This is a genomic window from Streptomyces sp. NPDC001137 (genome assembly GCF_040298885.1).
Taxonomy (GTDB): Bacteria; Actinomycetota; Actinomycetes; order Streptomycetales; family Streptomycetaceae; genus Streptomyces.
Genome location: NZ_JBEPBA010000041.1, coordinates 1 through 20,597, shown reverse-complemented (window position 1 = coordinate 20,597; position 20,597 = coordinate 1). Strand labels below are relative to the sequence as shown.

General features: G+C 71.9%; 17 protein-coding genes and 1 pseudogene. 8 read left to right on the top strand and 10 right to left on the bottom strand.

Translation table 11 applies throughout. The features are described from left to right. Nucleotides 1-17: 17 nt before the first annotated feature. The 6 genes from ABT254_RS43955 to xylA all read right to left on the bottom strand — a co-directional run bounded on the left by ABT254_RS43955 (nucleotide 18) and on the right by xylA (nucleotide 7,489). Nucleotides 18-1,583, bottom strand: a complete 1,566-nt coding sequence (locus ABT254_RS43955) for a serine/threonine-protein kinase (protein WP_351483336.1) — start codon at nucleotides 1,581-1,583, stop codon at nucleotides 18-20. Then, nucleotides 1,580-3,349: an FHA domain-containing protein gene (locus ABT254_RS43950; RefSeq protein ID WP_351483335.1), complete on the bottom strand. Its 1,770-nt coding sequence runs from the start codon at nucleotides 3,347-3,349 to the stop codon at nucleotides 1,580-1,582. Before ABT254_RS43950 ends, ABT254_RS43955 begins: the two co-directional genes overlap by 4 nt. Nucleotides 3,350-3,357: 8 nt before the next feature. Beyond that, nucleotides 3,358-4,965: a hypothetical protein gene (locus ABT254_RS43945; protein WP_351483334.1), complete on the bottom strand. Its 1,608-nt coding sequence runs from the start codon at nucleotides 4,963-4,965 to the stop codon at nucleotides 3,358-3,360. Between the two features lie 348 nt (nucleotides 4,966-5,313). Then, nucleotides 5,314-5,634 (bottom strand): DUF6191 domain-containing protein, encoded by a 321-nt coding sequence (locus tag ABT254_RS43940; RefSeq protein ID WP_351483333.1) that lies wholly within the window; start codon nucleotides 5,632-5,634, stop codon nucleotides 5,314-5,316. A 106-nt stretch (nucleotides 5,635-5,740) separates the two neighbouring features. Further along, nucleotides 5,741-6,154 (bottom strand): hypothetical protein, encoded by a 414-nt coding sequence (locus tag ABT254_RS43935; protein ID WP_351483332.1) that lies wholly within the window; start codon nucleotides 6,152-6,154, stop codon nucleotides 5,741-5,743. Between the two features lie 168 nt (nucleotides 6,155-6,322). Then, the gene (gene xylA / locus ABT254_RS43930) at nucleotides 6,323-7,489 is read right to left on the bottom strand and encodes a xylose isomerase (protein WP_351483331.1); all 1,167 of its coding nucleotides are present in this window, start codon (nucleotides 7,487-7,489) and stop codon (nucleotides 6,323-6,325) included. Between the two features lie 194 nt (nucleotides 7,490-7,683). Between xylA and xylB the strand changes: the two genes are divergently transcribed. The 8 genes from xylB (at nucleotide 7,684) to exaC (ending at nucleotide 17,598) form a co-directional block, all read left to right on the top strand. Next, nucleotides 7,684-9,126, top strand: coding sequence for a xylulokinase (xylB, locus tag ABT254_RS43925; protein ID WP_351483330.1), 1,443 nt, complete (start codon nucleotides 7,684-7,686; stop codon nucleotides 9,124-9,126). A 10-nt stretch (nucleotides 9,127-9,136) separates the two neighbouring features. Further along, complete coding sequence (locus ABT254_RS43920; protein ID WP_351483329.1) at nucleotides 9,137-10,345, top strand: ROK family protein; 1,209 nt, start codon at nucleotides 9,137-9,139, stop codon at nucleotides 10,343-10,345. A gap of 122 nt (nucleotides 10,346-10,467) precedes the next feature. Beyond that, nucleotides 10,468-11,010 carry a nitrobindin family protein gene (locus tag ABT254_RS43915; protein ID WP_351483328.1) on the top strand — a complete coding sequence of 181 codons (543 nt, stop codon included), beginning with the start codon at nucleotides 10,468-10,470 and terminating at the stop codon, nucleotides 11,008-11,010. A 184-nt stretch (nucleotides 11,011-11,194) separates the two neighbouring features. Further along, nucleotides 11,195-12,685 (top strand): APC family permease, encoded by a 1,491-nt coding sequence (locus ABT254_RS43910; RefSeq protein ID WP_351483327.1) that lies wholly within the window; start codon nucleotides 11,195-11,197, stop codon nucleotides 12,683-12,685. Further along, nucleotides 12,682-13,695 carry an acetamidase/formamidase family protein gene (locus ABT254_RS43905; RefSeq protein WP_351483326.1) on the top strand — a complete coding sequence of 338 codons (1,014 nt, stop codon included), beginning with the start codon at nucleotides 12,682-12,684 and terminating at the stop codon, nucleotides 13,693-13,695. The genes ABT254_RS43910 and ABT254_RS43905 overlap by 4 nt, the downstream gene beginning before the upstream one ends. Before the next feature lie 31 nt (nucleotides 13,696-13,726). Beyond that, nucleotides 13,727-14,326 (top strand): N-acetylmuramoyl-L-alanine amidase, encoded by a 600-nt coding sequence (locus ABT254_RS43900; protein ID WP_351483325.1) that lies wholly within the window; start codon nucleotides 13,727-13,729, stop codon nucleotides 14,324-14,326. A 111-nt stretch (nucleotides 14,327-14,437) separates the two neighbouring features. Then, nucleotides 14,438-15,769, top strand: a complete 1,332-nt coding sequence (locus tag ABT254_RS43895; RefSeq protein ID WP_351483324.1) for a GAF domain-containing protein — start codon at nucleotides 14,438-14,440, stop codon at nucleotides 15,767-15,769. Nucleotides 15,770-16,074: 305 nt separating this feature from the next. Then, a complete protein-coding gene (exaC, locus tag ABT254_RS43890; RefSeq protein ID WP_351483323.1) occupies nucleotides 16,075-17,598 on the top strand; it encodes an acetaldehyde dehydrogenase ExaC in 1,524 nt (507 codons plus the stop codon). Between the two features lie 18 nt (nucleotides 17,599-17,616). On the opposite strand, the gene ABT254_RS43885 is transcribed toward exaC, so the two are convergent. The 4 genes and pseudogenes from ABT254_RS43885 to ABT254_RS43870 form a co-directional block, all read right to left on the bottom strand. After that, nucleotides 17,617-18,339: a hypothetical protein gene (locus tag ABT254_RS43885; protein WP_351483322.1), complete on the bottom strand. Its 723-nt coding sequence runs from the start codon at nucleotides 18,337-18,339 to the stop codon at nucleotides 17,617-17,619. A 186-nt stretch (nucleotides 18,340-18,525) separates the two neighbouring features. Beyond that, nucleotides 18,526-19,323: a FadR/GntR family transcriptional regulator gene (locus ABT254_RS43880; protein ID WP_351483321.1), complete on the bottom strand. Its 798-nt coding sequence runs from the start codon at nucleotides 19,321-19,323 to the stop codon at nucleotides 18,526-18,528. Between the two features lie 281 nt (nucleotides 19,324-19,604). Beyond that, on the bottom strand, nucleotides 19,605-20,327 hold the full coding sequence (locus ABT254_RS43875; protein ID WP_351483320.1) for a FadR/GntR family transcriptional regulator: 723 nt from the start codon (nucleotides 20,325-20,327) through the stop codon (nucleotides 19,605-19,607). Continuing rightward, nucleotides 20,318-20,597 (bottom strand): annotated as a pseudogene (locus ABT254_RS43870) (aldo/keto reductase); the annotation flags it as partial. The pseudogene ABT254_RS43870 and the gene ABT254_RS43875, both read right to left, overlap by 10 nt.

The following is a 20,597-nucleotide window of genomic DNA, read 5'->3' as shown; positions in this document are numbered from 1 at the left end:
GTCTCTCGGGAGCCGCGTCAGCAGGGCGGTGCGTCCAGGGAGGCCGTCTGGGGACCGTTCGCTGCCGCCGGGTCGCTGCTGAGCGAGACGTACCAGGTGCCGCGGCAAGGGTGGTTGGAGAAGTCGGCCTCGAAGGTCAGGTCGTACCGCGTACTGCCGGACAGGCTCTGGGACCGGGAGCCATACGAGTCGGCGGGTGTGTCGACGTAGTAGTTCGCGGTGACGGTCAGCGGACCGGTGCCCGTCGTCTCGACCGTCACCGCCGCGATCAGCGTGCCGGGTCTCTGTCCGCGCTGCCAGGAGCCGATGGTGAGGGTGACCGTGCCGGGGGTGGCCGGGCCGGGGGACTCGGCGGTCGGCGTCCCCGCCCGTGCGGTCGTCTTCGTGGACGGCGTGGGCGAGGACGACGGGCTGTCCGAGGGGGTGGTGGTGGGCGAGGTGTCGGCCGTTGGCGGGGCGCTGCTCGCCGAGGTGGACGGAGAGGGTGAAGTGCCGGGTGCCGAGGGTGAGTCGACCGGAGTGGGCGTCGAACTCGCCACCGTCGTCGACGTCTCGTGCGGGCGGCCCGTCGCGTACGTCGCTCCGCCCGCGACGACCGCCAGCGCGGCCACCCCGCCGGTCGCCACCCTCCATCCCCCGCGCTTCAGCCGGCCCAGCAGGGTCAGCGCACTGGCCGGGCTCTCCAGGGTCGCGGTCGTGGTGAACGGGAACAGCAGGGCGAGCAGTGCGGCGAGTTCGGCCAGCCGGCGGCGGCCGCGCTCCTCCCAGTCGGCGCCGTAGCCCTCCGCGGCGGACCGTTCGAGGTCGGCGAGGAACGTCTCGACGCCGGGCCGGTGCGCCGAGTCCTTCGCCAGGCCCGCGCGCAGCAGCGCACGCACCGGCGCGGGTACGTCGTCCAGCGGGGCCGGTGCGCGCAGGTGCTGGAGGCGCAGTGCGGTCATGTCGTCGCCGGGGAACGGGCGCCGGCCGGTCAGGCACTCGAAGAACACCACGGACGCCGCGTAGACGTCGGCCGCCGGGCCGGCGGGCTCGCCGTTCCACTGTTCGGGCGCCATATAAGCGGGCGTGCCCTCGACGTCTGTCTCCCGGCCGCTGCGCACGGCGATGCCGAAGTCGGCGAGCGCGCTGGTGCCGTCCGCGCGGACCAGGACGTTCTCGGGCTTGTAGTCGCGGTGCACGACCCCGGCCGTGTGAGCCGCGCCCAGCCCCAGCAGGGAGCCCTTGAGCAGGACGAGCGCGGCCTCGGGGCCGGTCGCGCCGTGCCGGCGCAGCAGGTGGCGCAGGCTGACGCCGTCCACCGCCTCCATCACGATCGCGGCGCCGTCGCGGGCCTCGACGTACTCGTACAGCCGCACCACGCACGGGTGCCGCAGCTCGCCGAGCAGCCGGGCCTCGGCGCGGAAACGGGCCAGGAACTCCCGGTCCGCGCGCAGGCGTTCGCTCAGGTACTTGACGGCGACGGGGACGCCGGTCGCGGTGTGCCGGGCGAGGACGACCCGGCCGCCGGCTCCTTCGCCGAGCGTCCGGACGGGCGTGTAGCCGGGTACGGCCCAGCCGCCCCCGGCGTGCGTGTCCTGGGTCATGCGGTCCTCTCCACCGGCGCGGGCAGCCCGGCGCCCTCCTGCCGTACGTCCTTCGCGTCCCGTCGGCGCCGTATCAGGCGCAGCAGCCGGCGGGCCGGCGCGGACCACACCGGGAAGGCGACCAGGGCGACCACGGCCGCCTCGATCACCGTGGGCCACGGCTCGGCCAGGCGGCCGTCGAGCAGGTCACCGATGCGGGAGCGCCAGGCCAGCAGGGCCAGGCCGAGGAAGCCGTAGGTGCCCACCACGACCGCGAGGCCGTAGGCGGCGAGACCTGCCTGACGGGGGCCGGGTCGGCTGCCCGCCCGCAGGTCCCGCCACAGGCCCGTGCGGAAGTAGGCGCTCGCCTCCTCGCGCAGCCGGGGCACCCGCAGGGCATCGGTCAGCGCCTGGTAACCGTCCAGCGGCATCAGCGGGTTGAAGTTGTAGAGGGTGTTCAGGTACAGGCCGAAGGCCAGATGGTAGAGGACGGCCGAGGCGGGTCCCGCGGGCAGCAGGGCCGCGCCCGTGGCACACCAGCCGGCCAGCGCCGCCGTGGACAACGGTCCGGACAGCGCCACCACGACCCGCGACCAGCGGGAGCCGAACCACATGTCGCTGGTGTCCACGAACGCGAACGGCATGCCCATCATCAGCAGGAACCCGCCGCGCCTGACCTTGCGGCCGTACGACTTCACGGCCAGCGCGTGCGTGAGCTCGTGGACCAGCAGCGCGCTCACATATCCGGCGGCCAGCAGGACCGGGCCCCATACGCCCGCTCCGCCGAAGTCCAGCAGACGGTTCCGGCCCTGCGCGGCGAAGAACGCGACGAGGCCGCCGGCCACCGACAGCCAGGCCAGCAGCACACCGGTCCGGGTGAACAGCCGCCAGCCGAAAGCCTGGTAGAGCCGCGTCACCAGCCGGTCGAGGCCGGGGACGGACACCTCCAGCTTCAGCAGCGCCCGGTAGACGGCACTCGCCACCCGCCGCCAGCCCTTCGGCCGCTCCTCCTCCGGCCGCCCGGGCAGGCCGCGCAGCAGCCCGGCGTCCGCGAACGCGGCCAGCGCGGACTCGATGCGGGGCAGGGCGAGTTCGCCGTAGCGATCGGCGTAGGCGAAGAGAAGGTCCCGTACGGTGTTCTCGCCGTCGACGGCATGCCACAGGAAGACCTGGCGCTCGTCGAGCTCCAGATAGCGGCCGGTGCGGGTGCTGCTGAGCACCCAGCGGGGGGCGCCGCGTTCGGTGGGGATCTGCTTGAGGGCCCAGCCGGAACGGCGGCGGGGGCGCGCGGTCAGGGGGCCGTTCGCCTCGGGGGCTTCTTCCTGCCCCGCCTGTCCGGCAGTGGGCAAATGGGTCAGCTCGGTGCCGACGACCATCGTGCGCGAGCCGATCCGGGTGTCGCGAGGCTGCTCGAACACCAGGCGTACGTCGCCCACGGACAGCTCGGTGCCGTCGGCGAGGCCGGCCGCGCCTCCGTGCAGGTCGACGCCGCCGACGGCGGTGCCGTTGAAGGAGTCCAGGTCCTCGACCCGGAAGCCCTCAGCAGTGCGGACGATGCGGGCGTGGCGGCGCGAGACGCTGGTGTCGGACAGGACCAGGTCGTTGTCCTCGCCCCGGCCCAGTGTGGTGACCGGGCCGGTCAGCGCGACGAACAGCGTGGGGTCGTCGAGGCCGCGCAGCTGGGGTGCGGCGAACGAGGTCGGTGCGGCGCCCCGGCGCGGGGTGCCGCAGTGCAGGCAGTACGGGAAGTCGCGCCGCACATGGACGCGGCAGACACGGCAGAGCATCCGTTGGCTCAGCCTGCGCCGGAACCGCTGAGGAACGTACCGCCGTTGAAGCCTTCGTCGCCTTCCGCGGCGGGGCCGGAGTCCGGCAGGTGCGTGGCGGCGTTTCCGGGTCCTGAGGCGGGCAGGCCACCTTGGACGATGATGTGGTCACTGTGGTCACCGCCGCCCGAGGCGTGCAGGCCGCCCTGGACGATGATGCCATGGTCACCGCCGTCCGAAGTGGGCAGGCCACCCTGGACGATGATGCGGTTGCCACCGCCGGGCTCACCGAAACCGCCGGGACGCCGACCGACGTTCTCCTCGCTGCCTCCGCCGTTTCCGTCGCCCCCACCGTCACCGCCGCCGTGGCCACCGCCGCCACTGGGGCGGTTGCCGTTCTCGGAGTCGCCGCCACCCTCGCCACCACCGTGGCCACCGCCACCACTGGGACGATTGGAGTTCTCCGAGTCGCCGCCGCCCTCGCCGCCGCCACCGCCGCCGCCTTCGCCACCACCGCCGTGGCCACCGCCACCGCTGGGACGATTGGAGTTCTCCGAGTCGCCGCCGCCCTCGCCGCCGCCGCCACCGCCGCCGCCTTCGCCACCACCGCCGTGGCCACCGCCACCGCTGGGACGATTGGAGTTCTCCGAGTCGCCGCCGCCCTCGCCACCGCCGCCACCACCCTCGCCACCACCACCGTGGCCACCGCCACCACTGGGACGATTGCTGTTCTCCGAGTCGCCACCGCCCTCGCCGCCACCACCGCCGCCGCCTTCGCCTTCGCCGCCGTCACGGTCGTAGATACCGCCGTGACCGAAGTGACCGGCGTCCCCGCCTTCCCCGCCGGCACCGCCGAAGCCGCCGTGACCCCCGAGGTCGCCAAAGCCACCGGAACCGGCGCCGCCGTCCCCGAACCCACCGAAACCGGCGCCGCCGTCACCAAGGCCCTCGCTGCCAAAACCCCCGTCTCCGAAACCGCCGCCCGCGCCGCCGAATCCGCCATCGGCACCGCCACCGAACCCGCCGAAGTCCCCTTCGGAACCACCGAACCCGGCGTCGCCCCCGGCCCCGAAGTCACCGAAGCCCCCCTCGGCGCCACCGCCGACATGCTCCCCGAACCCTCCGAAGTCCCCGAAGTTGCCGGTTTGGTCCAGCCCGCCGGTCACTTCGGCCTGGGAGCGGTCCAGCAGGGAGCCGCCGAGCAGGCTGTGGGTTCCCGGCGCGGCCGGGTGCTCGGCGTGACCTGACAGGTCGTAGCCCTGCTCGGGGGAGGCCGGGGCGCCGGCATCGTGGTCGCCCGAGATCTGCTCCGCCGGAACGGCGTGGGTGGTGGAGGCCTCGTGCGTCACCGCGGCCTCGTGGTCGACCTGGACGGCGGGGTCAGCCGCGACGTCGTGGTGCGCCAGCGCGTGCGCCGCGCTTCCGAAGAACAGGGACGACTTGGACAGCCGTGGGTCGAGAGCGGCCGGTCCCCCGTCGGTGGCGGACTCGACGCGGAGGGAGCGGAGTTCCGCGACCTGGGCGGGCGACAGGCCGAGTCTTCGCGCCACCTCCCCGGTGTCACCGTCGAGTTCGGCACGGAAGGCCGGCTCGACGGCAAGGCGGGTCAGAGCGGCACGGTATGCGTCGTCGGTCATGGTTCGGTCTCCGTCGGTCTGCGGGCAGTGATGCCGATGGCGACGGAGCCGAGGATCCCCCCTGGTCGGCGGCAACTGCCATTTCCGGCCATCCCCGCCGATACCTGCAGGAGACGTTATAGAGCCTTGGCATGGACGGCGCAAGTGCAGCGACCAGGGCAGTTGACGGGCGCCGGGCACCAACCGCGTCCCCGTGCCCACCCATCAGATACGGCCACCGACCCACCGGCCAGCCGACGAAATGGCGAACACCCCGGTCGGTCAGTTGTGCCCCCGCACCTACGACGAACCACCACATGTCCTGCGACGACGACCCAAAGCGCGGTGCCGGCGCCGGTCGGGCGATACCTACCGCGTGGAGCGCGGCATCCGTACGACCGCCGTCCCCGCGGTCAGGTCCACCGTCGTCCTGTTCGGCGGGGCGCCGTCGTCCTCGTTGTCCGGCATGACCAGTGACGACTGCCGTTCCTTCAGCTCATGCTGCTTGCCCGGGGAAAGGCTCGCATGCAGTTGTTCGAATCCGGTCGCCGATATCTGCCCCTGGCGTGCGCTGTTGCGCCACGGCAGCACTCCGGCCCGACCCGCGCGCATCAGCAGCTGGTCGACGAAGGCCAACAGGGTCAGCACGATGACCAGCCCGGGCAGGGTCATGAAGAAGACGATTTGCATGTCCCCAGTATCCGAGCCGAACGTGTGGCCGGTCACCGCCTGAACTCACCTTCCCTGCTTGGACGTTGGCATCGCGTGGTGTCTACTCACGGTGCCGGGCCTCATGTCACGGCAGGTCGAGGTCCCCCAGGGAGGGGATCAGCGATTCGAGGTCGCTCGGGACACTGCTCGGCAGTCCACTGGGCAGTGTCGACGGCAAACGGCTGGGCAGCTTGCTCGGCAGTTCTGTCGGGATGGTCAGGGACGGCGAGGGGGTGCGGCCGGAGCTCGCGCTGGCAGTGTCGGGTGATTTCCTGTCGGGCGAGTCGTCGTGGCCGGAGGCCATCAGGACGACGACGACCACAGCGGCGACCGCCGCGAGGGCGACCAGCAGGACAAAGAGCGGGTTGCGTCGGCGCCCGGGCGGTGGAGGGGGCGGCTGCCCGTCGCCGTAGGTGGGAGGTGGTCCGAACCCGCCGCCCGGTGGCGGGGCGTCACCCGGCGGTCCGGGCGGTTGAGGCGGTACTGGCGGTATGGCCATACCGTCCAGGGTCGCCGCGGATCGGGCAGGCAGCGACCCCCGCTCGGAAGTTGGTACGGCTCCATGCCATGGACCGAACGGTTCCGGGGCATTCCGAGCGGGGATCTGTCGGGCACGCGCGCGTGCGCATACAGATCAAGTACGCATGCGCACGCGTACGCGTGCCGTTCAGCCGCGAGCCCCCAGCAGATGGTCCATGGCCAGCTGGTCGAGGTGCTCGAAGGCCATCCCGCGCGCGGCGGTCGCCTCGACGTCGAACTCCTCGAAGGCACTGCGGTCGGCGAGCAGGGACTGCAGTCCGTCCGCAGCGGTCGGCTGGGCGAGCTGGTCAAGGCGCGAGGCGCGCAGGGCCTCCTGGACCTCCGGGTCGGCGCGGAAGGCGGCCGCGCGCTCCTTGAGGATGAGGTAGTTGCGCATGCAGCCGGCGGCCGAGGCCCACACGCCGTCGAGGTCCTCGGTCCGCGGCGGCTTGAAGTCGAAGTGCTTCGGGCCCGCGTAACCGGCACTCTCCAGGAGGTCGACCAGCCAGAACGCGGCGCGCAGGTCGCCGGCGCCGAAGCGCAGGTCCTGGTCGTACTTGATGCCGGACTGGCCGTTGAGGTCGATGTGGAAGAGCTTGCCCGCCCACAGGGCCTGCGCGATGCCGTGCGGGAAGTTCAGTCCCGCCATCTGCTCGTGACCGACCTCGGGGTTGACGCCGTACAGCTCCGGGCGCTCCAGGCGCTCGATGAAGGCGAGGGCGTGGCCGACGGTGGGCAGCAGGATGTCGCCGCGGGGCTCGTTCGGCTTGGGTTCGATGGCGAACTTCAGGTCGTAGCCCTGGGAGGTGACGTACTCGCCGAGGAGGTCGAAGGCCTCCTTCATGCGGTCGAGGGCGACGCGTACGTCCTTGGCGGCGCCGGACTCGGCGCCCTCGCGGCCGCCCCAGGCGACGTAGGTCTTGGCGCCGAGCTCGGCCGCGAGGTCGATGTTGCGGATGGTCTTGCGCAGGGCGTAGCGGCGCACCTCGCGGTCGTTCGCGGTGAACGCGCCGTCCTTGAAGACGGGGTGGGTGAAGAGGTTGGTGGTGGCCATCGGCACGGTCATGCCGGTCGTGTCGAGGGCCTGGCGGAAGCGCTTGATGTGCGACTCGCGCTCGGTGTCGGAGGACCCGAAGGGGATCAGGTCGTCGTCGTGGAAGGTGACCCCGTAGGCGCCGAGCTCGCTCAGGCGCTGCACCGTCTCGACCGGGTCGAGGGCACGCCGCGTGGCGTCGCCGAACGGGTCCCTTCCCTGCCAGCCGACGGTCCACAGGCCGAAGGTGAACCTGTCCTCGGGGGTGGGCTGGTAGCTCATGCCGCGGCTCCTTGCTCGTTTGCGACCGTTGCCTTGCGACTATTTCGTCATGGCGGTTTACAAATTAGTATGCGGACGCATCCCTGGGAAGGGACAAGATGTCCCCGAAGGGGTGAGGTTCCGGGTCGCCATGGCCCGGGAACCCTCGAATCAGCAGGTCAGAGCCGCAGAGCCGCGGAAAAAGGGAGAGCCCGATGTCAGCAGCCGAGGGTCCGCTCGTCGTCGGCGTGGACACGTCCACCCAGTCCACCAAGGCGCTCGTCGTCGACGCGGCCACCGGTCAGGTCGTCGCGAGCGGCCAGGCACCGCACACCGTCTCCTCCGGGGCCGGCCGCGAGAGCGACCCGCGCCAGTGGTGGGACGCCCTGTGCCAGGCGCTCAAGCAGTGCGGCGACGCGGCGCACGAGGCCGCCGCCGTCTCGATCGGCGGGCAGCAGCACGGCCTGGTCACACTGGACGAGCGGGGCGAGCCGGTGCGTCCGGCGCTGCTGTGGAACGACGTGCGCTCGGCGCCGCAGGCCCGCCGATTGATCGAGGAGCTGGGCGGCCCGAAGGCCTGGGCGGAGCGCACCGGCAGCGTGCCCGGCCCGTCCTTCACGGTCACCAAATGGGCCTGGCTGGCGGAGAACGAGCCGGAGGCGGTCCGCGCGACCAGGGCGGTGCGCCTGCCCCACGACTACCTCACCGAGCGGCTGACCGGGCAGGGCACGACCGACCGCGGCGATGTCTCCGGCACCGGCTGGTGGGCTTCGGGCACGGAATCCTACGACGAGGAGACCCTCGCGCACGTGGGGCTCGATCCCGCGCTGCTGCCCCGTGTGGTCCGGCCCGGCGAGGTGGCCGGCACCGTGCGCGACAGCCACGACCTGCCGTTCTCCAAGGGCACCCTGGTCGCTCCGGGGACGGGTGACAATGCCGCCGCGGCGCTCGGCCTCGGGCTGCGTCCCGGCACCCCGGTGCTCAGTCTGGGCACGTCGGGCACGGTGTACGCGGTCTCCAAGCGGCGCCCGGCCGACCCGACCGGCACGGTGGCGGGCTTCGCCGACGCCCACGGCGACTGGCTGCCGCTGGCCTGCACCCTGAACTGCACGCTCGCCGTGGACCGCGTGGCGGCGCTGCTGGGCCTGGACCGCGAGGCCGTCGAGCCGACCACCGCCGTCACGCTGCTGCCCTACCTGGACGGCGAGCGCACCCCCAACCTGCCCTGCGCCTCCGGTCTGCTGCACGGACTGCGGCACGACACCACCGGCGGCCAGCTCCTGCAGGCCGCCTACGACGGGGCCGTGCACTCCCTGCTCGGCGCGCTGGACCTGGTCCTCGACCAGGACGCGGACCGTTCGGTCCCGCTGCTGTTGATCGGTGGCGGCGCCCGGGGCACGGCCTGGCAGCAGACCGTACGCCGTCTGTCGGGCCGCCCGGTCCAGGTGCCCCAGGCCAAGGAGCTGGTCGCACTGGGCGCCGCGGCGCAGGCGGCGGGCCTGCTGACCGGGGAGGATCCGGCCGCGGTCGCCCGGCGCTGGAACACCGCCGCGGGCCCGGTGCTCGATGCCGTGGAGCGGGACGAGGCAACGCTGGCGAGGATCGCCGGGGTACTCTCCGACGCGGCCCCGCTGCTGGAGCGGAGCACCGACAGCTGAGGACGGGGGCATGACCGCACCGCTGCACGAGGCCCACCCGACCGGCCCGGGTCGGGTGCTGCCCGACACCCAGCAGGGCATGCGCCGCCGCAATCTGGCCCGGGTGATGCACACGGTCAGCGCCGAGGGACCGCTCTCCCGTGCCGCCGTGGCCTCGCGCATCGGCCTGACCCGGGCGGCGGTGTCGACCCTCGTCGACGAGCTCATACGCACCGGACTGCTGGAGGAGCTGGGCCCCGAGCGGCCCGGACGGGTGGGCCGTCCCGGCTCGGCACTCGCCGTCAGCGGGCACGGCCCCGCCGGCATCGGCGCCGAGATCGGCGTGGACCACCTCGCGGTCTGCGCGGTCGACCTGCGCGGGCAGGTGCGCGCGCGTGCCGTGCGGCACGGCGCCAACCGCGGCCGCCTGCCCGAGCCGGTGATCGAGGAACTCACCGGGCTGGTACGTCGGGTGGTCGCCGAGGCGGAGCGCGAGGGGCTGTGGCCCGCCGGCCTCGCGGTGGCGGTGCCGGGTCTGGTGGCGCGCGACGCCCGCACCGTCGTACGCGCCCCGAACCTCGACTGGCACGACACCGACATCGGGGCGCTGCTGCCCACCGACATCCCGCTGGCCGTCGACAACGAGGCCAACTTCGGTGCGCTCGCCGAACTCTGGCTCGGCGAGCGCACCCCGCACGACTTCCTGCACGTGTCGGCGGAGATCGGTATCGGCGCGGCGGTCGTCGTGGCCGGGGGTCTGCTGCGCGGGACACGTGGTTTCGCGGGCGAGTTGGGGCATGTGCCGGTGCAGCCGGAGGGGCCCGCGTGCCCGTGCGGCGGGCGCGGCTGTCTGGAGCAGTACGCCGGTGAGGAGGCGGTGCTGCGTGCGGCGGGCCTGGAGCCGGGCGAGGACCGGGTCGGGCTGCTGGCGGGCCGTGCCGCAGAGGGCGACGACGCGGTACGGGGCGCGCTGCGCGACGCGGGCAGGGCGCTCGGCATCGCGCTGACCGGGGCGGTCAACCTGCTGGACCCCGACAGCGTGGTGCTGGGCGGCGCGCTGGCCGGGCTCGCGCCCTGGCTGCTGCCCTCGCTGGAGGCCGAGTTGGACCGGCGCACCGCCGGCCCGGCCTGCCCGGTGTCCGTGTCGCGGCTGGGCCCGGAGGGGCCGCTGCTCGGCGCGGCGCACTCGGTGGTGCGGGCGGTTCTTGACGACCCCGCGGCGGTGGCCGAAAGGGCCTGACCGCGGTACCCGCGGCGGTGGCCGAACGGATCTGATCCCGGCACCCGCCCTGTTGTTCCCGATGAGCACCCTGCGCCCGCCTAGGCTTTCCCCGGCACCGGCACGACCCGAGGAGCGCAACCGTGTTCGACCCCGCAGCGGAGCACCCGTACCCCGACAGCCACCGGCCGGCTGCACCGCCCGCACCGCACCCACTGCTCGCGCCCGTACTCGGTCTGCTGGGCATCTGGCGGGGACGGGGCGAGGGCGGCTACCCGACGCTCGACGGGGACTTCGCGTACGGGCAGGAGGTCGTCTTCAGTCATGACGGGCGCCCCTTCCTCCGCTACGAGGCCCGGGCCTGGCTGCTCGATGCCGACGGCGCGCCGCTGCGTCCGGCGGCCCGGGAGAGCGGCTGGTGGCGGCTTCAGCCCGAGGGCCGGGTGGAGGCGCTGATCACCCAGCCCACGGGGATCGCGGAGATCGCCGTCGGTCAGGCGGGCGAGGGCGCGGTGGACCTCTCCACCCACGACGTGGCCCTCACCCCCACCGCGAAGGAGGTCACCGCCACCCGCCGCCGCTACACCCTCGCCGACGAGGACACCCTCACCTTCGCCTTCGACCTCGCGGCGGTCGGCCGGCCGTTGCAGCACCACCTCTCGGCAAGCCTGCGGCGTACGCGATAGATCGCTCCCAGCCGCTCGGCTTCACCCTTGCGGGTGACCGGGTTTTCCACATTTCCGCCGTCGTCCACCGAAGCACGCTGCGCCCTTCTGCCCAACTCGCAAGCGCCGTACCGTGATTCACGCGAGGCCCTCCCGCCGGGTCGGGCGGTGTCGGGCAAGTCGGCGTGGATTGAGGGGGATTCACATGTCGGGGGATGGGGCGGCGGACGCAGGTCTCAGGCGCGACGCGATCGGGCTGCGCGAAGTGCTGTTCCAGAGCATCACGGCCATGGCGCCGGCCGCAGCCGTCGCCGCGTCCATTCCGTCGGGTGCGGCCTTCGCCGGCGGGTCTCTGCCGCTGGCCGTGCTGATCGCGCTGGTGGCCTGTCTGTTCACGGCGTCCTGCGTGGCCGAGCTGGCGCGTGAGCTGCCGGCGGCGGGCTCGGTGTCGACGTATGCGGCGCAGGGACTGCATCCGGCGGTCGGCTTCCTCGTCGGCTGGGGCTATGTGTTCGTGGAGGCGCTGGTGCCGCCGCTGCTCCTCCTGCAGCTCGGCTTCACCACGGCGGGCACACTGCACCAGGAGTGGTCCTCGTATCCGGCGGACCTGTGGTGGCCCTGGGCGCTCGCGGGTGCGGCGACCATCGCGGCCGCGGGGTACTTCGGGGTGCGTGCCTCGGCCCGCTTCGGCACTGTCCTGGGCGTCTTCGAGGTCCTGGTCCTCCTGGTGTTCGCGGTCTGGCTGATCGGCAGAGCGGGAGCGGCCAACACCCTTACGGTGTTCGGCACTTCACACACGGCCGAGGGCTACCAGGGATTCAGCGGGGTCTTCGCCGGGTCGGTGTACACGGTGCTGGCCTTCGCCGGGTTCGAGGCCGCGGCGCCGCTCGCCGAGGAGACGCGCAACCCGCGCCGCACGATGCACCGGGCGGTGCTCGGCGCGGCGCTCGGGATCGGCCTGTTCTACGTGGTCACCACCTACGCCATGACGGTGTACTTCGGGCCGGACCGGTTCGCGAAGTTCGGGGCCTCCGGCGCCGCGTCCTGGGAGGGGGTGGCACAGGCGTCGTTCGGCCTGTTCTGGGTGCTGGTGTTCCTGGCCGTGGTGAACTCGACGATCGCCAACGCCAACGCCTGCGCCAACGTCTCCACCCGGACGGCCTTCGCCCTGGCCCGTGTCGGCGTCCTGCCCCGCCTCTTCACCGCCCTTCACCCCAGATACCGCTCGCCCGTCGCCGGGATCGCCGTGCAGACCGTCGTGGCGGTCGGTGCCGCGCTGGGGCTCGGCTTCGGCTACGACCCGGTGACGGCCTTCCTGCTGCTCGCCACGGTGATCGTCACGGTCGTGATCGGTGTCTACATCGTCGTCAACCTCGCCTGCGCCGGCTATTTCCTGCGCCGCAGACGGGAGTTGCTCAAACCGGTACGGCATCTGCTGCTGCCGCTGCTCGGCATCCTCGCTTTCGTGCCCGCGCTGCTGACCGCGGCCGGCCTGCCCGTCTTCGACTTCGTCACCGAGCTGACCGCACCGGTGTCCTACGCCGGACCGATCGTCGCCGTGTGGATGGCTGCCGGCGTCCTGGTACTGGTGGTGCTGATGCGGCGGCATCCCGAGCGGATGTCCGAGACCGCCCGCGTCCACCTCGACGACCCCTCCCCCACCCATCCTGCACAGAACGGAGCAGCACGCCCATGAGCGACCCCCGCATCCTGACCGTCCGGCCCCGGCCGGGCGAGTACGCCTGGACGTTCGGCGGCGCACCGCCCGTGGCACGCATCGCTCCCGGCACCGTCCTGGACCTGTACACCGAGGACTGCTTCGCCGGGCGGGTGCGCTCCGAGAAGGACCTGGTGTCCGAGGTGTGCGAGTTCCCCTTCCTCAATCCGCAGACCGGGCCGTTCCACGTCGAGGGGGCCCAGCCGGGTGACACCGTCGCCGTGCACTTCGTGTCCGTCGAACCGGCCCGCGACTGGGCCGCGTCGACCACGGTCCCGCTGTTCGGAGCGCTCACCTCCACGCACACCACGGCCACACTGCAGCCGCCGCTGCCGGAGACGGTGTGGATCTGGCAGCTCGACCGTGCCCGGCGCACGGCGCTGTTCCGGGCGCATGACAGCGACATCGAGGCCGAGCTGCCCATGGACCCGATGCACGGCACCGTGGGCGTGGCCCCCGCCAATCTCGAGGTCCGTTCGGCCCTGGTGCCCGACGCGCACGGCGGCAACATGGACACGCCCGAGATGCGGGCCGGCGTGACCTGCTACCTCGGGGTGAATGTGGAGGGCGCGCTGCTCAGCCTCGGCGACGGGCATGCGCGGCAGGGCGAGGGCGAGACCTGCGGGGTAGCCGTCGAGTGCGCGATGAACACCGTGGTGATCGTGGAACTCCTCAAGGGGCTCGCCACGCCCTGGCCGCGCATCGAGTCGGACACGCACATCATCTCGACGGGCTCGGCCCGCCCGCTGGAGGACGCCTTCCGGATATCGCAGCTCGACCTGGTGCAGTGGCTGGTGCGCGACTACGGCTTCAGTGAGCTGGACGCCTACCAGTTCGCGACCCAGGCGGTCGAGTCACCGCTGGCCAATGTGTGCGACACCAACTACACCTGCGTGGCCAAGATCCGCAAACAGTGGCTGCCCGCGCGCGAGACTCATCGCGGCGTGCACGCACAGCTGCGCGAGATCGCGACGACTTTGCGGGGCTGAGCCTCCCCCACGGATCGAAAGGCACGGCTTCATGGAACGGGCAGGACCCAGTACATCCAGACGGCGGTTCCTGAAGGGCGCCGCCCTGGCCGCCGTCCCGTACGCGTCGCTTCACGACGCGCGGGCCGGGGCACAGGACCAGACCGTCGACTACCCGGGCGCCGAGTGGCAGCCGGCGAGCAGGTCCAACTACACGGCGTCGGACCGCCCCGCGTCCTATCCCCTCGACTGCGTGATCATCCATGTCACGCAGGAGACGTACGCCAAGACGCTCACCATCTTCCGTAACCCGGAGAAGAAGGTGACCGCGCACTACCTGGTGCGCTCGGCGGACGGGCATGTGGCGCAGTGCGTGCGGGAGGCCGACATCGCCTGGCATGCGGGCGACTGGAACTACAACACGCGCAGCATCGGTATCGAACACGAGGGCTGGGTGGACCGGCCCGCATTCTTCACCGACGCCCTGTACGGACAGTCGGCCAGACTCACCGCGGCGATCTGCACCAAGTACGGCATCCCGAAGGACCGGGACCACATCATCGGGCACTACGAGGTGCCGGGGACGGACCACACCGACCCCGGGCCCCACTGGGACTGGACGCGCTACATGAGGCTCGTCGGCCTCGGCTGACCGCCGCGGGAGAGGGTTGGCCCCGGCGGAGGGACCGTTGGGCCGGGTGGGCGGGCCGTCATTCGGGTGGCCTGGTCGAAACGGTTGTCGGCGCGGGCACCGGGAGTGACGATGTCCTCAGCCGCAACACCTTTCGGGGAGGCCGAGTTGACCGATCCGTGGGTGGCCCTGGAGCCGGGGGCCGACCCTGCCGAGCATGCGCGGATGCTGCGTCGCGCGCACGAGACGTTCACCGAGGCGGGCACGGTGACGCGTCCGGTGCGTGCGGTGGTGGCCGAGTCGTGGCGGCGCTCCGCCCGGGCCGGCGTGGGGCCCGACGGCACGGCGAGCGTGGAGCTGGCGGACGGAGACCTCGGCGCCTATCGGGCCGAGCATCCGCTGGCGCGGGTGATGCCACTGTTCCGTGAGCTGATGGGGACGTTCGCGGCCGACGGGGAGCATCTGCTCGCGGTGTGCGACGCCAACGGCAGGCTGCTGTGGGTCGAGGGGCACCCGGCCACCCGGCGGGACGCGGGGCGGATGAACTTCGTTCCGGGTGCCCGCTGGGCGGAGACGGCGATGGGCACCAACGCGCCGGGGACCGCGGTCGCAGTCGACCGGCCGGTGCAGGTCTTCGCGGCCGAGCACTTCATCCGGCAGGTGCAGCCCTGGACGTGTGCGGCGGCTCCGGTGCACGATCCGCGCACCGGGCGGGTGCTCGGCGCCGTGGACATCACCGGCGGTGACGGTCTCGCGCATCCGCACAGCCTGGGCTTCGTACAGGCGGTCGCACGCGCCGCCGAGTCCCAGCTGGCGCTGCTCACCCCGGAGCGGCCCGCCGCCGACGTCCCCGAGCTGACGGCGCTGGGCCGGGACGAGGCGCACCTTCTCACCGGCAGGCGCAGGCTCAGACTCAGCCGCCGGCACAGCGAGATCCTCGTCCTGCTGGCCCGTCACCCGGAGGGACTGACCGGAGACGAGCTGCTGTGCGCTCTGTACGAGGACGAGTCGGTGACGCCGGTGACGCTCCGCGCCGAACTGGCCAGGCTGCGCAGGCTCCTGGGCCCGGGGCTGCTGGCCTCGCGGCCCTACCGGCTGACCGTGCCCGTCGAGTGCGACGTGGCGGTCGTCGAGCGGCGCCTGGAGACCGGCGCGGTCACGGCGGCCGCGACGGCGTACGCGGGTCCGCTGCTGCCCGGCTCCCAGGCCCCGGCGGTGGTGCGGCTCAGGCACCGGCTCGCCGACGCCCTGCGCACGGCGCTGATCGCCCGCCGCGACCCCGACCTGCTGGCCGACTGGGCGCACGCGCCGTGGGGCGAGGACGACCTCGACGTGTGGCGCGCTCTCGCCGCGGTCCGGCCGACGGCGACGGTCAGAGCCCGACTGGCCGCACTGGAGGGTGAGTTGACGGCACCGATCGGCGGAGAACCACGCCGCCGCAGCACTGCCGGCCCACGGCGGTGACCACCCGCCCCGACAGCCACCCGAGGCCGCCTCGGCACACTGAGAACGAACCGGCCACACCGAGCGCCGAGGAACCACGGTGCCGTAGCACTCCCAACCCCCGGCGCTGACCACCGCCACGCCAACCGCCCAAGCCGCCTGAGCTCGCCTGCGAGCCCGCCGCACCGGCCGCCAGGGAGTCGCATCGGCGTAGCCCGGCGTGGATCCCCCGGTGCTCGCGGCAACGTAGTTGCAACGTCGCCGTGCCTAGCCTCCCGACGGGAGCTGCCCAACGGCGGGCAGCGCTTCGAGGGAGGCAGACCAGCATGACCCGTTACGCGGCGCCCGGCACCGAGGGCGCGATCGTCTCCTACCAGGCGCGCTATGACCACTTCATCGGGGGCGAGTACGTGCCGCCGGCCCGCGGGCAGTACTTCGAGAACCCGTCGCCGGTGAACGGGCGGCCGTTCACGGAGATCGCGCGCGGCACGGCGGAGGACGTGGAGCGGGCGCTGGACGCGGCGCACGCGGCAGCCCCCGGGTGGGGCCGCACGTCGGTGACCGAACGCTCCGGCATCCTGCTGAAGATCGCCGACCGGATGGAGGCGAACCTGGAGAAGCTGGCGGTCGCCGAGAGCTGGGAGAACGGCAAGCCGGTACGTGAGACGCTGGCCGCCGACATCCCCCTCGCCATCGACCACTTCCGCTACTTCGCGGGTGCGATCCGTGCGCAGGAGGGCTCACTCGGCGAGGTCGACGACGACACGGTGGCGTACCACTTCCACGAGCCGCTCGGCGTCGTCGCGCAGATCATCCCGTGGAACTTCCCGATCCTGATGGCGGTGTGGAAGCTCGCCCCGGCCCTCGCCGCGGGCAATGCGGTCGTCATCAAGCCCGCCGAGCAGACCCCGGCCTCGATCCACTACTGGATGAGCCTGATCGCGGACCTGCTGCCGCCGGGTGTGGTGAACATCGTCAACGGCTTCGGCGTGGAGGCGGGCAAACCGCTCGCGTCCAGCCCGCGGGTGGCGAAGGTGGCGTTCACCGGTGAGACCACGACGGGGCGGCTGATCATGCAGTACGCCTCGGAGAACATCAAGCCGGTCACCCTGGAGCTCGGCGGCAAGTCGCCCAACATCTTCTTCGACGACGTCTGGGCGCACAACGACGACTTCCGGGACAAGGCCCTCGAGGGCTTCACCATGTTCGCGCTCAACCAGGGCGAGGTGTGCACCTGTCCGTCCCGGGCGCTCGTGCAGCGCGGCAACTACGCCGAGTTCCTCGAGGCGGCGGTCGCCCGCACCGAGCTGATCAAGCCCGGTCACCCCCTCGACACCGACACGATGATCGGCGCCCAGGCCTCCAACGACCAGTTGGAGAAGATCCTCTCGTACCTCGACATCGGCCGTCAGGAAGGCGCCCGGGTCCTCACGGGCGGTGAACGCATCGAGTACGACGGCGAGTTGAAGGGCGGCTACTACGTCCAGCCCACCATCTTCGAGGGCGACAACCGCATGCGGATCTTCCAGGAGGAGATCTTCGGCCCGGTCGTCTCCGTGACGTCCTTCGACGACTTCGACGACGCCATCAAGATCGCCAACGACACGCTGTACGGCCTCGGTGCGGGTGTGTGGACGCGGGACATCAACACCGCCTACCGGGCGGGCCGGGCGATCCAGGCGGGCCGCGTCTGGACGAACTGCTACCACGCCTATCCGGCGCACGCGGCCTTCGGCGGCTACAAGCAGTCCGGGATCGGGCGCGAGACGCACAAGATGATGCTGGAGCACTACCAGCAGACGAAGAACATTCTGGTGTCATACGGCCCGAAGAAACTCGGGTTCTTCTAGAGGGGGCGGACGCGAACCTCAGCCGTGGTACAGCACGCGAACGATGTACGCGTCGGCCGGTAGTGCGTCCAGGTAGTCGTTGAAGTAGCGACGCCGCTCGGCGTTCGCGACGTCCAGCCAGCGGCCGTCCAGGGTCAGCAGGGCGTTGGAGGGGAGGGCTTCGTCGGCGGCCGCCCGTGCGTACGCTTCGACGTCACCGGTCAGGCGGGCGGCCGGGTCGCCGCCGATCAGCTCCCGGAGCTCGGGGTCGTCCCTGAGCGCCACAATGGCCGGCTGGGTGCGGTAGTCCTCCAGGAGCTGTGCCCGCGGGTAGCCCTCGGGATCGGCGTAGTGCCTGGCCCAGAAATGGCTCGACGGCCGGGTCGGCGGGTAGGCGGCGGAGAAGTCCTGCCACGCTTCGAAGGCTCGGCGTGCTTCTGAGGCCGCCTGCGCACGCGGCGTTTCAAGGTCCAGCAGCGCGCGTGGCCCGCCGTCGCACAGTGAAGGCGGAACGTCGCGCGGCTCTCCGGTCAGGGACTTGGCACTTCGGACGAGGCGCGGATCGTCCTCGTGCCCGGGGAGGACCAGGAACTCGCAGCCCCGGCCGTCGATCTGCCAGGAGTCCCACCAGGTCTCGTCGTCCGGGTCGCCGACTCCGTCGTCACGGTTGTAGTCGTACCGGGCCATGGCCGCGCCGATGGCCTCGACGACGTCCCCCGGGTCGCACGGGGGGAGGCACACCGTCACTCGCTCTTTCGCCATGGCCCTTTCCTCGGTCTGGTCCCGACGCTCATGCTCACATCCCCGCTGTCGTAGCCGGTGACGGAGTCGACCCAGTCGCCGCCCGCGTGCCGGATGGAGGAGGCGGGCTTGCCGGCCGCGCCGGGCAGATCCTAGGTGAGCTCCTTGAACAGCACCTCTGAGAGTGAACTGCGCGGGTGGGGGCGGTTATCCGAACAGGCGGCGCTGGATCTCCCGCCGGTAGTCCTCCAGCGTCCGGTCGAGGTGTACGGCGGTGGCCTCGGCGGCCTCGTCGGGACGACCGTCACGGATGGCCCGGTAGATGGCCTCGTGCTCCTCGACCGCGAGCTGCGTACCCGCGCTGAAGGTGTCGTGAATACCGATGGCACTGGACTGCCGCTGCAGACGCCGTGCGTCGCGCACGGCGCTGACGAGGAACGTATTGTGCGACGCGGTTGCGACGGCCCCGTGGAAGTCCTCGTCCCCCTGGTTGAACACGTCCACCTGACCGTGCTCGAATCCGTGGCGGCACTGCTGCATGGCGACCTCGATGGTGCGCAGCTCGGCCGGTGTGGCACGAGTGGCCGCCAGGCTGCTCGCGGACATCTCCTGCACCCTGCGGAACTCGAACAGCATGAGGACGTGGTCGAGGTCGACGGGACGGAAGAACCCTCCCCACCGGCTGGTGACGAGCATCCCCTCGTCGTCCGCGACGAACAGCCCGCGCCCCTTGTGGGCCCGCACCCTCCCCAGCGCGGAGAGGATCTTCACGGCCTCCCGCACCACCGCCCTGCTGGTGTTCAGCGTCTGGGCCAGGTCGTTCTCGGTGGGGAGCCGGTCGCCCGCCTCCAGACGTGCTTCGGCGATGAACTCGAGGATCTGCTCCGCCACGATCTCGTAGCCGGGGCGGTACTCGCGCTGTTCACCCGCACCGTTCGCCGCCGGCGGCACGGCAGAAGCGGCCTGCTCCGGCAAGACCGCTTCGGTTGCGGGCGTGTCGTTCATCGGTTCTGCCTCCAGGGTGACTTCTGAGACAGCGACTGATCGCTGCGGAGCCAAGGGCATCATACCGCAGAGACACATGAGTCGTACTCATCCGAGGGTCGACCCCCGGCCCCGTCAACCAAGAACCCGGTATACCCGATTTTCTGGACTTACCGCCTTCCATCGCCCGCGCCCGCCATCAATTCTCGGTAAGAAAAGTCGCCCACCCACTTGAGGGAAGACCTGATAAGGCGGCTAATTTTTCGGTCCGGGACAGGTGCGGCACCATCGCCCGGGCACCGTCACTTCCGTGTTGCCGTCCCAAAGGGGAGGGGTTCGCCCGAGCGCAGGTGTTCCCGCAGCCACTGTTCGGTGTTGCTCACGTGCAGCAGTGCGGCGGCCTGGCTGAGGGCCGCGTCGCGGGTGGCCAGGGCGTTGAAGATCGCCTCGTGCTCGGCGAGGGTGCGGCCCGCGGCCTTGTCGTCGACCAGACCGCGCCAGATACGGGCGCGCAGGGTGCGGCCGGAGATCCCTTCCAGGAGGGTGAGGAGGGTCTCGTTGCCCGTGGCCGAGACGACGGCGCGGTGGAAGGCTGCGTCGTGCGCGTTGAGCTGTTCGACGTCGTCGCTGGCCTCGCGCATCGCGTCCAAGTGCTTCTTGACTTCGGCCAGTTGGGCATCGGAGATCCGGGTCGCGGCAAGGGCCGTGGCGAGCGGCTCGAGGAGCCGCCGTACCTCCATGAGGTCCTGCAGGGCCACCGAGTCGCCCTGCAGCAGTTCCACCGCACCACCGAGCCCCTCCAGGAGCAGGCTCGGCTGCAGGCTGGTCACATATGTGCCGTCGCCGCGCCGGACCTCCAGGACGCGGGCGACGGCCAGTGCCTTGACCGCTTCGCGAGCGAGGTTGCGGGACAGCCCCAGCTGGGCGGCCAGGTCCGGCTCCGGGGGGAGCTTCGAGCCCGGCGGCAGCGCGCCGGTGCGGATCAGCTCCCGGATCTGCTCGATGGCCTTGTCCGTCAGAGACACCGCGCATCCCTCCCGCCACCGTGCCCCGCGAGCACGTCCGACCTGATCAGCCCCTGAGCGCGGAGATCGTCCCAGAGGGCGTCCGGGACGCGCTGATCATGGAGTTGCACGTTTCGTCCGACCTGTTCCGCAGTCCGCATGCCGAGGGTGACGTTGATGATACTGGGATGCGTGTAGGGGAAGGCGATGGCGGCGGCGGGCAGGGTGGTGCCGTGGGCCTCGCAGACCTCGGCGATGGCCGATGCCCGCTGCACGAGCTCTGTCGGGGCG

Coding starts and splice junctions, on each gene's coding strand:
- exaC (WP_351483323.1), top strand. CDS start 16,075: ATGACCCGTTACGCGGCGCCCGGCACCGAGGGCGCGATCGTCTCCTAC.
- ABT254_RS43935 (WP_351483332.1), bottom strand. CDS start 6,154: ATGGCCATACCGCCAGTACCGCCTCAACCGCCCGGACCGCCGGGTGAC.
- ABT254_RS43945 (WP_351483334.1), bottom strand. CDS start 4,965: ATGACCGACGACGCATACCGTGCCGCTCTGACCCGCCTTGCCGTCGAG.
- ABT254_RS43905 (WP_351483326.1), top strand. CDS start 12,682: ATGAGCGACCCCCGCATCCTGACCGTCCGGCCCCGGCCGGGCGAGTAC.
- ABT254_RS43885 (WP_351483322.1), bottom strand. CDS start 18,339: ATGGCGAAAGAGCGAGTGACGGTGTGCCTCCCCCCGTGCGACCCGGGG.
- ABT254_RS43900 (WP_351483325.1), top strand. CDS start 13,727: ATGGAACGGGCAGGACCCAGTACATCCAGACGGCGGTTCCTGAAGGGC.
- ABT254_RS43880 (WP_351483321.1), bottom strand. CDS start 19,323: ATGAACGACACGCCCGCAACCGAAGCGGTCTTGCCGGAGCAGGCCGCT.
- ABT254_RS43955 (WP_351483336.1), bottom strand. CDS start 1,583: ATGACCCAGGACACGCACGCCGGGGGCGGCTGGGCCGTACCCGGCTAC.
- ABT254_RS43920 (WP_351483329.1), top strand. CDS start 9,137: ATGACCGCACCGCTGCACGAGGCCCACCCGACCGGCCCGGGTCGGGTG.
- ABT254_RS43895 (WP_351483324.1), top strand. CDS start 14,438: ATGTCCTCAGCCGCAACACCTTTCGGGGAGGCCGAGTTGACCGATCCG.
- ABT254_RS43940 (WP_351483333.1), bottom strand. CDS start 5,634: ATGCAAATCGTCTTCTTCATGACCCTGCCCGGGCTGGTCATCGTGCTG.
- ABT254_RS43910 (WP_351483327.1), top strand. CDS start 11,195: ATGTCGGGGGATGGGGCGGCGGACGCAGGTCTCAGGCGCGACGCGATC.
- ABT254_RS43950 (WP_351483335.1), bottom strand. CDS start 3,349: ATGCTCTGCCGTGTCTGCCGCGTCCATGTGCGGCGCGACTTCCCGTAC.
- xylB (WP_351483330.1), top strand. CDS start 7,684: ATGTCAGCAGCCGAGGGTCCGCTCGTCGTCGGCGTGGACACGTCCACC.
- xylA (WP_351483331.1), bottom strand. CDS start 7,489: ATGAGCTACCAGCCCACCCCCGAGGACAGGTTCACCTTCGGCCTGTGG.